Consider the following 11500-nt stretch of genomic DNA (forward strand, 5'->3'; position numbering starts at 1 on the left):
CGTAACCGTTTGTTGTAGGAGGAACGACGACATTATTGATTCCATGCAAATGACTTGGCGTCCATCTTGATTCTGGCTATGATTCCTTTAAGGCATTGGCTTGATGCAAAAAAATACATATTTCCTTATGGCAGCTTTCCATCGCTGGTGGATTTATCGGCTATTTGACCGGCATCGTTCTTTCAACCGGCCCTCTAAGTGTCCCGGCTTTTACCTCCTATGGATTGATGAAAGGAGCATTTCTTTCAACGGAAGCTGTTAGCTCACTTGCACTTTATTTTAGCAAGGTTGTGACTTTCCAAGAGCTCGGGGCACTTCCGATAGAATTGATTTTACAGGGTGTTATTATCGGTACTTCTCTCATGCTTGGCACGTTCGTTGCCAAGAAAGTGGTGCAGCGTATGAGTATTGCCTCATATCGATACGTATTGGACGTTCTCCTCTTGTGTTCAGGACTTTCGATGCTGTGGACTGCATTCGCTACATCTCGTAACTGGTTGTTATCGCTCACAACACCTCTCCTAAATATCTTTTCAGTAGCAGACATCTACTGGCGTATAAGTGACCGCCTTTAGTTCATCACCTCCTTAAAGCCGGCGGTTCTTCGGGCGCAGTGCCCACGAGGCGAGAGCGAGAATTGCAAAACTAAGTGGGCTGAAGATGTGGTACGCAAAGGCCCCGTAATCTTCCACGAATGCATGGGATGCAGCTGCTCCCGTCATCCCAAAGAAAATGCCGGCGTACGGAGGAGGGCTATCGTCCCGAGCACTTTTCAAATCCCGAAAATGGTCAGAAAGTACACTGGTTACCCTACGATTTCCACCGTCTCGAATGTCCCCCATTGATGGGTCAACTCTCCAATTCCTCCGCCCCACACAACGAATGCAAGTTGAGCAGTTGTAACCCAATAAGCGATAACTTTCCCCCGAGGTTGAGTTTGTACTTTCGCTGTTGTTTCCGCATTGATGACCGTACTCATTTTGCTTCCTCCCTATAATTTTGATTTAAGTGACTAAATTCTTGCGCCAAACTTTCCTAATGGCTACATTTCGTCTAGACACCTTTCAACTAAATGTAAAAAAGCCTCGGCACGAAAGTGCCAAAGCTTTATAAGCATGACTCCGTTTAGTTCTTTTGGGTATCCTGACATTCCACCTACTCCTCGATCCCCATGTGAAGCATATCTTCATAATGAATTTGTGCCGTAACGCGGAGACCGTGTTCTTTTTGATACTGAGCAAGAGCGATTTCCGTTAAACGATTAAATTGACCGTTACATTCTCCTTGATAATAACCGGCCGCTTGAAGGCGATGCTGAACTATTTTTACGAGAGCGCCGCGGGAACCTTTGACCATAATACGGTATGAAATATCGGGGTGTCCAGTTAAGGGACCATCGATTGTAACCTTCGTCCCTATATTTACAAGATCGTAAAGTTCCTCAACTTGTTTATCATACATGCGAATACATCCTTCGCTTACAAACCCGCCGATGGAATAGGGTTTATTTGTGCCGTGGATGCCGAATGTCCCCCATCCTACACTAAGCTCCATCCATCTTGGTCCAAAACCGTCAAACCAATTTCTTCTTTTATCGACAATTTTGAAAATCCCCATGGGTGAAGGGGTATCCTTCGTACCGACGCCGATACGATAACTTTTTATGACGTTGCCGTCTTCCAGCAGAATAAGCGTTCTTTTCCAAAGATTGATGTGAATCTCTTTATCGGCATGTGCAAACATTGGATTGGCACTCATGATGATCATGCCACCTATAATAAACGAAACAAGCCATTTCATCGGATTCACCTGTTGTAGGTTATTGTAATTCAATCATATTTTCACCTTAGCGTTCCATAAATATGTATGGAAACAGCTGATTAACCGCCGCCAATCAGGGTCGATTCTTGATCCTGTTCGGGTTTTTCAGAAATCGGAAGAAAATATATAAAGCATAGCGGTCATTAACGCTAACGATGTTGGAAAACCGAGTCCAATGATTTTAACAAGAAAAATAGCGCCAGTACGTAGCGCCGTTTGTTTAAGGAATGCGGGAAGTTGCATAGTTTCACCCCAAATTAACCTTGTCCAAAATTATATGAACAAGATTACTTAGGTACTATTCCCCTGACCATTAATCGTTAATATGAATTAAGATATACTTTGTATATTTATCCCAACCTAAATCAAAAGGGACGCGGTAGCGATCTGCAGTATGGGAGTTAACCAACGGATACCCGTTCACATCGTGCCCAACAACGATCGAGAAATGGTCTGTGTCTCCATCAAGTGAATATCCGATGACATCGCCTGGTATTAACTTCGCAATGGCCCCATCCGGATGCTTGTCGCTTGATCGGGTAATTTCCGTAAAAGTTCCCTTGGCAATGAGTCTCCCGTATCCGGAATAAAGCAGGAAACGTTCAAAGGCATCCGTTTGAACCCATGCGTGGCTTCCGCCTCCCCAATACCCCCATGTACCATTCATTCGCAGACCGCCACCTTCCTTTGCATCTCCAAGAACTTGTGACGTAAAATTGGTGCAATCTCCGCCTAACGGCGTATAGTCGTTGTATTTGCGGTTATACCGGTTATTATTTCCCGCCCCCCAAGCCAGACCGGCATACTTGTTGGCGTAAGCAACGGCACGTTCCCGATAGTAACGCCCTTTTGCTTTTGGAATGTATTTAATGGAGGAATGGCGAGGAAAGTCGGCCGGAGAATCGGGGATTAAATCCAGGTTTTCCTCCAGCGGGTCCAAATACCATTCCTTTTTTACGATCCACCCGTTATTTGTTTTTTTTAGCGTAAGGGCATGCCGTGTACCGACTCCGAACGATTGCGGGGGAAGATATGAAATTTCTTTGTATGCATAAGTTATTTTGGCCGATTGTACTAAAGTTACTGTAACGATATCACCATCTTTTTTAAAACGTCCGATACGAATATACGGTTCGGCCGCTACTAGGCGAAGCCTTCGTTTTTCAGCCCATGCATTGAAGTATTTTGCCCGTCTTAACTCCATTTGATAAGCATGCCGGCTTGCGCCTTCGGATTTTATATAATATTTTTCTATTGTTTCGGGAAGCGGATGAATAAGAAAAGTATTGCGGTCTTTATAAAGCTGGGATAAATAACGGCTGATTTCTTCTTTATCGCTTTCAAGTTTCGAAGCGTAACCTTGCAATGGCGTAAATCCGACGATTAATGCTATTCCGGCCAATAGAACGAAGCGCAGCACAGCTTATACCCCCTAAAAATGATTACTCCATATATGTGAATTTGATTGTCCCATGTTTATGTACCTTCTGAGCGCTTGAACCGTACTCGATAAATCTTCGCCGGTTCCCCCGCCGCGTGCTGAATATAATCGTTGACGGTCTCCTTGTTTTGAAATCCAACATTTATGCTTCCCTTGGTTATCTGGGCTATGCTTCAGAAACCGTCCCAATTTTTGGGTTGAGAACCTTATCCAAATCGAGCGATCCCGACGTCACTAATGACGTCGGGATCGCTCGATTCTTCCGTATTACGTTTATTCTTTCTCCGTAATATAACCGGATTGTTCCAGCATCCGCAGCATAATGACTGCCGCCTCCGCCCTCGTCGCTCGGGCCCGCGGGTTAAGCAGCTTGCCGTTCAAGCTTCCGGTAAACCATTGCTTCTCGATGCAATAAGCCATGGCCGATCGGGCCCACGGGGAAGTTTCCCTGCCGTCCTCGAATGCTTGCAGCGTGGAAGGCTCGCCTTGCTCATCCCCTCCAAGCGCCCGCAAAACCATCACGGCCATTTCCTCGCGGCTCACGGTATCGTTCGGGCGGAATCGACCACCGCTGCCTAGGATGAGTCCGCGCGACGCGGCTTCCTCAATGTCGTTATAGAACGAGCTGCCCTTCATGACATCCGTGAATTTGGGCGGCGTTTGGGAAGCCTTAGGCTGTTCGGCCGGTAAAGCGCGAACCAGCAAACTTGCAAGCTCCGACCGGGTCATCGGGCGATTCGGTTTGAATTCCGTATCGGAAACGCCGTTCATCAAGTTCCGGCTGACGAGCACTTGAACGTCTTCCTGGCTCCAATGATTGGCCAAATCTTGAAACGGCCGATCATACACGAGCAAGGCGTACGTTCCGAAACGGTCGACCGGCATGCTGACGGTCTGCTGTTTGCGGCCCAGCAGCCCGCCGACGTATTGCCAGCCTTTGCCGTCCTCCGTTTTGCGGTACAAGCCGATCCTTCTCGGGTCAATCCCTTTGAGCCGTTCCGAATCATACCGCAATGTCAGCACAAACGGTTTGGCGGGCCGTTCGCCTTGGGTTGCTATAAGCTCAAACGCCATCGAAGCAGCTTTGAAATATTTCGGAAGCGTATCGGCAATCTCTCTGCGATTGACCTGCAGCGCGACTTCATTCTTGAACGTGCCGGGCAGGATGCGGAGCTGAAGCTTGCCTTGGAAAGCTTCGTATTTCGTCTCTTTTCCAAGCTTAATGACGAATGCGTCCTTCCCTGGCGGGAACGGCCCCGGATTCGGGTTCGGATTTGGATTCGGGCCCGGTTCGTGCGGAGTAGGAAGCACCTTGGCTTCGATCTTCACGCCCTTCGAACGGTTGCCATGGGCATCGACCGCGACGATTTCGACGACATAAACTTTGCCCGTCTTCAAATTGCCGATCGTATGCTTCTGGGCGCCTTTGGCGACCACGACGGATTGCGCCGCCGTCGTGCTTCCTTTTTCGTTCCACGAGATTTCCAGATGATCCAAATCCGCGTCCTTCGGATCAACCCACGTCAAAGTGATGCTTTGTCGGTCGGTGCTCGCCTTTAGCCCGGTAACATCTCCCGGAGGCTGCGTATCGGCGGTGCCGACCTCCAGCACTTTGCCTGCGGACGCGTTCAAATAGTTATCCAACGTGATCAGCTTAATTTCATAGCTTTTTCCTTCGCTTATATCCTCGATGACATACTGCTCGATGCCTTTGTCCACATAGCCGACTCGAGGCGCTTCCGAGCTGCCCTTCACTTTCCACAGCACGCGTACCTTGGCGAAATCGGCATCCTTCGGATCTTTCCACGTCACGCGAATGGTTTGGCCCGCCGGCTGAGCGTTCGCTTCCGTCACTTCGCCCGGCGCGTCCGTATCGACAGCGGAAGCCGGAGTTTTCGTCGTGTTGGCTTTGCCAGTCACGCCTTCCGATTCCTTGTCGTCGAGGCCTACAGTAACGAGCTTCGCCTCATAATCGGTGCCTTCTTCGAGTCCGGCGAACGAGTATTGCCGTTCTCCCGCGGCGACGGTTTCGTATTCCTTCCATGCTTCGCCCGCCTTGCGGAGGTACAGGCGAATGCGATCCGCCGCCTCCGTAGAAGATTCTTCCCAACGAGCGGCGATGCTCCGATTTCCCGGAAGCAATGTCAGGCTCGATACGATATCCGGCGTTTGGGCCGAAGGATCGATCCTTACTTCCTTCGTTGCATCTTCCTCTAGCATGACGCCTGCGTAGCTGCTGGCGGCGGACAACACTTTCACCGTATAAGTCCCTTCCGCAAGCGGCCCTTTGGCAGGAATAAACCGATACGACATGGCTAGCTGAACACCGCCCGTCCCCGTTTCGGGAGCGACCGCTTCGATTGTACCGGCCACCGGAGTACCGGCACCATCCTTCACGATCACGCTCGCGGTGTTAACCGACGACATCATCATCGGTTTGCTGAAGTTCAGCCCAATCGACTCTCCGCCGTTCCGTCCGAACGCGGCTGTAAGCTCCGGCGCCAAATACGAGACAAGCGGAATATTGACGTCAAAATGTGGCGGCAGTACGCTCAGCTCCGCGCTTTCCGCAGGCACGTAGCCTTCTTTTTCGTAACGTACCTTCCAGACGCCTTCCGGAACATCCCAAGCATATTTCCCTTCGTTGTCCGTCTTTAACGGATTGTTCTGCCCGTACTCTCGCGCATCCCACTGCATCCAGCGGGATTCCGCATCTTTATAGAATACGGTAGCCGTCGCATCCTGAATTCGGTTCGACGTCATCCCCTCATAGACATAACCGCTCGGGTCATAGATCCACTTCATATCTACGAGCGGCTTGGTCCCCGGAGGACTCGTTGGAGGGTCCGGAGGCGGCGGCGGATCGTCGTCTTTCGCGTCCTCGCAGCGCGGGAAAACCCCGGCTTTGGACATATCGTCTCGCCATTTTTGAATGTCTTCAAACTCTTTCTGCAATTCTTTGAAAATGCGTTCGCTATCGCTCGTCGATACGTCCGCGGCGATCGTCATCGTCGTTGACGTCATAAATCCAAGCACCACCGGCAATTCAAAAGTCATAAACGCCGCAGCTACGGCCCCGATTATATATTTCATCCCGTATTCGGCTTCCGCGATTTTAGCCAAATTTTCGATTTGATCGTTGAAATATTTCACGGTTGGCGCATGGCATTCGCTGTTAATCACGTCGTCCTGGAATTTCAGCACTTCGTCCCGGAATTTCCGCAGGTCGGCGTAGTTTGCGATAAGATCCTTGGCCGCCCACAATTTATTAAACGGTCCGAATGTTTTCGGGAAAAACACCTCCAAGATGTTTAGCGTATGTTCATTTTGGCCGAATGTCGAAATCGAACCGATGGACTGTTTTTGCATGAAGCTTGTCGGCACAACGTAACTGAATCGAAGCGTGCGGCCGTCAAAACCGATGCTTAAATCCGAATAAGGAATCACCGTTTTCATTTTATATTGTTGTTTTGGCGTGTAGCCTTTTAGTTGCTTGAAGGAGATTCGGGTATAAATGTCTTCATTCGGCTTGCCTGTGGCGTTCAACTTCACGAATGGAGTTTGATACGAATAGGTCTCCTCTGCAAGCGTCGAAGACGTCTCCCCCATTTCCTTCAATATCGCATCGTTTTCTTCCTTCGTCGCTGGAAGTGCCGTCGCGCTCCTCCATGGCTCGGGCAGCTGCTGCTTCGCCAATTCAAACTTCGCTTGATCGGCGTCTTTATGCTCGTATGGCTTCGGCAGCGTATCGTATTTAACGAAAATACCGTTTGGACTTAACCGGTTAACAGTAGGATCAACCGCCGCACGGAACGTTTTGGACCCGCTGTCATACACGGCGTCTGACATGACTCCGGTATATAGCGACAACTTGTCGATCCGCTCGGGGTGCGTTGCCGTGATGTTGAACCCGATCGGGCGGGAAAGAGAAATCGCCATGTTCGTGCTCGGTAAGCCCTTGGACGTATCGACAGAGAACAATTTGGCCGATTGTCTGATCTCCAGGTTCGTGATAATCGGAAGTTCCGTGTCGTATTCGACATATGCGGTATCGGAATCGAAGACGCCACCATCCGAGCCTGCTTTCACCGTAATTTCATAAAACGGATTGTCGTTCCATACCGGGGATTTGGCCTTATGTTCCAATTCGATCGTTGCGTCCCACGTACCGCCGGCCGAGATGGGATATTGCCCTACCGCTTTTCCGTCCACGTATACGCTCGCCTGTTCATTTGCGGGGCCGACTCCGCGTACGTATATGGAATTAGTCGAAATGACCTTCGGGGCGATCATGTCGACGATCCCGATTTGCAGCCGTTCGCTGCCGATCGTTTCGGATTCGACGGGTTGGCCTGTCCCTCGTTGATACTTGATGTCGAGGAACGTATCCATCTTGCCTTTTTTGGCGTTGTCGTCGATTTTCAGCCGATAGTATAACGTACCTGGCGCATTAGGCTGCATTTCGCCTATAGCTACGGAATACATTCCCGCACCTGCCGCCGTTGCCTGAATGGGGCTGCCGTTTAAGACAACGCTGCCTGCCATCAATTCTGCTCCGCTAGGCACTTGGATCAGCAGCTCGGCGTTTTGGATCGGGGTCGATCCGTTGTATTGATAGGTTGCGCGGAATTTGGCGATCCCGCCCGTTGCCACCTTGGATGTCGACGTCTCTAACATGTTGCCTGGTTTTCCGGCAAATACCGACGTCAACGACGGGATGGCGATTGAGCCTAAATCAAGGATTTGCCCATCGGCGATTTGGAACGATTTGAGTACGTATCGTTCGGCGGCATAATCCGGCCGGGTAGCATTGTAATAGGTAATTCGATTAACTTTGAGCGTTAGCCGATAATTCCCCGGTTTCGCGAGCGAGTGATTAAGCACATTCCCTCTCATGTTTAAAGAGCCGACGCTCGAGCTTTTGCCATTATCGTCAATATATTCAAGATCGAGATAGTAGAGATAACTATTAAACGGATTGCGAATTGTTCCTAGCACCCTCGCGACTTCTTTGACTTGAAGAGTGACCTCCGTATCACCGGCTCCGTTTAATTGGACGTCCTTGCACTGACTCGTGTAGCCCGAATTCGCCCCATTGGCGCACACCGTAACGGAATCGCCTGCTGCGCCTTGCACATACAGCTGATTTTGCCGAATGTTGTTCGCATTGCCGTAGAAGTTGGCGCTCTTGCTCTTGACGGATAAGCCGTAATTAATGGCTTCCGAATATCCGGCAAGCGGCACTTCTCTGCTTTCGTCATCGAGCTTCTTGACGGATAGATGGATATTCATCGGCCGAATGGCCACCGTGTCCACGGTGAAGTTTTTCGTTTGCGCCGAGCTCTCTTGAACGATCACGAAAGTTCCCGAGCCGTAGGTAATCCCGTAATACGGAGCCTGATCCGATACGACCTGGATGGAATAGGCGTCCGCGGGAAGATCGACGCTGTATTGACCGTCATCCCCCGTTGTTGCAACCACTCTTCGGAATTCGTTATAAAAGATAACCTTAAGCGGCTTTCCGACCGCTTGACCTTGCGGGTTCGTTAATTTGCCGTTCACATTGCCTTCCTTCATGACCGGCAGATCGAACAATAGCTCATTGGCGTCGGTCTTCAATACGATTTCCTTCGGTTCTACCTGTATATAAGGCTTCTCCGCCAATACGCTGACTTTGACCTTTTGCCCGTGATAATGGACGCCGGGAACGTTCACGATACCTTGATTGTTCGTCATATATATATTGCTGGTACCGTTCTTTTCCACAACCACCTTGGCATTCGGCACCATTTGGCTAAACGAGTTCTTGACGTACACGTCGAGCTTCGCGATTGCCGTCAACTTGACTGATGTTACACTTTCCTCGCCGTTGTTCACCGCAAACGCAGCCGACGTGCCGAGTACGGAACCGTCTGGAGTTACGACTTTTACCGTGTAGTCGTCCGCGTCGCCAAGCGGGAGTACGTATTCGGAATGACCGTCGGTTATGATTTGATTGCCGTAACCTTTGCGTTTGCTGGTCCCTATGAGTTTTGTGTTCGTTAGCAGCGAAGTAATTTCCGTCTCCAACGTGACTTTTAATTGACCTGCCACCTTGATCGGCATATGCGCGATATCTTTGTAAATGTCCGGTTTATCCGCTCGTTCCACCCGTACGGAGGTTAACTGGACGGCTCCCGGAGGAAGCGTAAATTTGACCCGATAGTTGCCCGGCTCCTCTTCCTTCAATTCAAGCGTTTCCTTCGATTCCGAATTGTCGGTTTTCCGGATCGTCACGAAGGCTTGCAGCTTCCGGCCTTTTTCGTAAATAGCCGCAACCGTAAACGAGCTGCCGATTGGCGCCTGGCCGTTCACCATGTTCTGGAAGTAAACATCCGCGTATGCAATCGGTTTATCGCCTGGAGGAGGAGTATCTCCGCAAGCTTGGAAACATTTGAGATAACCATGACGGCGCTCCGGCTTCTCCCAATCGCTCGAAATAAATGCGATCTTATTGCCTGTCGCATCCATTGTCGCCTTCTCCGTGACGAGCGCTTGGTTGGAGATCGATGTGGGTTCCTTCGTTGCAATGTCATACAGGATGACCCCATGATCGGCAAGCCCGTAGAAATCGTTGCCACGCGCATGGCTGTACTCGAATAACAGCTTCCTGCCGTCCCCGCTGACTTTCGGATGAAACAGTCCGAACCTGGATTCGCCCGGCGTATTGTAAACGAGCGTTGCCGTCCCCCCGGACCGCTCATACGTATAAATCGTCCGGCTTCCATTGTCTCGCCGTACCGCAAAGGCCATCGTCCCGCCATCCGCGCTCAAGCTTGTTTCGCGGAATTCCGCATATTCCAGATCGCCGTCCAGCAGGATCGGCTCGATCTTCGCTTGAGCGACGTCGTATAGGGCCACCCCTTCCGCTTGGACGAACAAAACAACTTTGCCGTTGCCGCTGATCGTCGGGTGATGCCCTTCGCCGATAAGCACTGTTTTCTTCGCGTTTCGGTCATGCAAGACGACCTGAGTGCGGTCTTCGTTCGATCTTTCGTATGCGACCAAAGTTCCGTCATCCGAGATGGAAGGCGAATACGCGCTTCCATTGCCTTCGGATAGGAGTTGTACCTTCCCGGCTCCCTCATCGTAGAGAAAAATATCCGAAAAGCCGTCCGTATCGTCCGGCGTTTCTTGACCGTCCGAGACGTAAGCCGCAACCGTGCCGGAAGCATCCATCGCAAGTCGTCGCCCCTCTATGCTACTAGCCATCTCCGCTCTGCCGATCAAGGTCGTTTGATTGTTCTTCAAGTCTCTCATATACAAATGATAGGCTTCCGGATACTCGAGCGGCTGCGGCACTAAGTCCAATCCGTTCGAGATAAAAGCGATCCGCGAACCGTCGGCATTCATCTCTTGCTCATATACGACGCCGTCCGAAAACCCGCCGGAATGACGGGGCGACGTTAAGATTGCGTCATGATAACCCGTTCCTGCATAAATTGGAGCCGGTTCGGACTTATTGCCCACACGATCGACAGCTACGATGCCGTATTCGTGATATTGCATATCGCCCAAATTCATATCGGCGTACGAAGTACCGAAGGTCGTTGTCAACAAATCGCCGTCGCGATAAACTTCGTAATGGTCGACAGTCTCATCCCATTCTTGATCGGAGCCCCCTTTAAAAGGAACTTCCCATACGAGCACGACGCCGCTTTGTTCGGCGGGCAGAAGCACCCATCTGGCATTTCTCGGCTGAAGCGGAGCCGTGCCGTCGTAATCGAAGCCGTATTCGGGCTCGAAGCTTTCCGCTCCGTCCACAACCGCTTTGGCCTTGACGACATATCTTCCGTCGCCGGTTGTTATCGGTAAACTCGTTGCGAACTTCCCGCTCTCATCCACGGTCAGCGGAGGGATTTGCTGCAATTCTTCTCCAGCCAAGCCATAGCGGATGATGACCGTCGCTCCTGGCGAAGCCGTTCCTTTGATGGCGAGAGGGTTCTGGTTGGTCGGACTCGCGATCGCGTCCAATTTCGGAGGCGGAGGTGCCGCATTGTCCTGCTGCGGCTCAAAACCGTCCAGCATTTGTTGAACGACAGCCTGAATATCCGGGATCGCACTTTCTCCCCCCGGTTCAGCCGCCGTAGCGGACGGCGAGCCGATCAGCGCCAGTTGGCAAACGATCAGTGTATACACCATCAAACGCAGCTTGATTTTGCGAATATAACGAATCATAACGCTCCTTTCCGGTTGTGG

5 protein-coding genes are annotated in these 11500 nt (G+C 50.7%); 1 reads left to right on the plus strand and 4 read right to left on the minus strand.

Annotated features, from left to right (window positions below; genetic code table 11):
• Nucleotides 1-119 precede the first annotated feature (119 nt).
• Complete coding sequence (locus AC0LWM_RS20530) at nucleotides 120-575, plus strand: TSUP family transporter (protein WP_474677000.1); 456 nt, start codon at nucleotides 120-122, stop codon at nucleotides 573-575.
• 230 nt (nucleotides 576-805) lie between these two features.
• On the opposite strand, the gene AC0LWM_RS20535 is transcribed toward AC0LWM_RS20530, so the two are convergent.
• The 4 genes from AC0LWM_RS20535 to AC0LWM_RS20550 all read right to left on the minus strand — a co-directional run bounded on the left by AC0LWM_RS20535 (nucleotide 806) and on the right by AC0LWM_RS20550 (nucleotide 11479).
• Entirely contained in the window at nucleotides 806-979 is a 174-nt protein-coding gene (locus AC0LWM_RS20535; RefSeq protein ID WP_474676856.1) for a hypothetical protein, read from the minus strand.
• Nucleotides 980-1155: 176 nt separating this feature from the next.
• A complete protein-coding gene (locus tag AC0LWM_RS20540) occupies nucleotides 1156-1833 on the minus strand; it encodes a L,D-transpeptidase family protein (RefSeq protein ID WP_474676857.1) in 678 nt (225 codons plus the stop codon).
• A gap of 301 nt (nucleotides 1834-2134) precedes the next feature.
• Complete coding sequence (locus AC0LWM_RS20545; protein WP_474676858.1) at nucleotides 2135-3241, minus strand: amidase domain-containing protein; 1107 nt, start codon at nucleotides 3239-3241, stop codon at nucleotides 2135-2137.
• 294 nt (nucleotides 3242-3535) lie between these two features.
• Nucleotides 3536-11479 carry an S-layer homology domain-containing protein gene (locus tag AC0LWM_RS20550; RefSeq protein ID WP_474676859.1) on the minus strand — a complete coding sequence of 2648 codons (7944 nt, stop codon included), beginning with the start codon at nucleotides 11477-11479 and terminating at the stop codon, nucleotides 3536-3538.
• Nucleotides 11480-11500 lie beyond the last annotated feature (21 nt).

The sequence above is a fragment of the Paenibacillus sp. sgz302148 genome (genome assembly GCF_056120465.1).

Bases quoted from the DNA above. Each gene is read 5' to 3' on its own strand.
- AC0LWM_RS20535 (WP_474676856.1), bottom strand. From the start codon at position 979: ATGAGTACGGTCATCAATGCGGAAACAACAGCGAAAGTACAAACTCAA.
- AC0LWM_RS20550 (WP_474676859.1), bottom strand. From the start codon at position 11,479: ATGATTCGTTATATTCGCAAAATCAAGCTGCGTTTGATGGTGTATACA.